The sequence below is a fragment of the Acinetobacter sp. 12966 genome, assembly GCF_031196995.1.
Taxonomy (GTDB): Bacteria; Pseudomonadota; Gammaproteobacteria; order Pseudomonadales; family Moraxellaceae; genus Acinetobacter; species Acinetobacter geminorum.
Window position 1 is genome coordinate 1 of the sequence record NZ_JAVIMC010000129.1, and the last position, 243, is coordinate 243.

Consider the following 243-nt stretch of genomic DNA (forward strand, 5'->3'; position numbering starts at 1 on the left):
GTAAAAAATATGAAGATTCATGGGTTAAAATTTCAGGGGGGTGACTTTGCAAACGCGGTTCAGACATCTAAAACATCTGAAAATATAGAAATTTATGCTAATAAATTTTAAGCAACTTGCCCCGCTTGAGTATCCTGCCGATGCAACTGTACGACCAGCGACACCTTTGTATCCTGCACCAACTGTAGAACAGCGCGCTATCGATAACGCACCGAAGTTTGAAAACAAGCGTGGCAATCGTTA

1 pseudogene is annotated in these 243 nt (G+C 41.6%); it reads left to right on the top strand.

The annotated features are described in order from the left end of the window. Positions 1 to 103 precede the first annotated feature (103 nt). Positions 104 to 243 (top strand): annotated as a pseudogene (locus tag RFW85_RS17770) (lipoprotein-34 precursor (NlpB)); the annotation flags it as partial.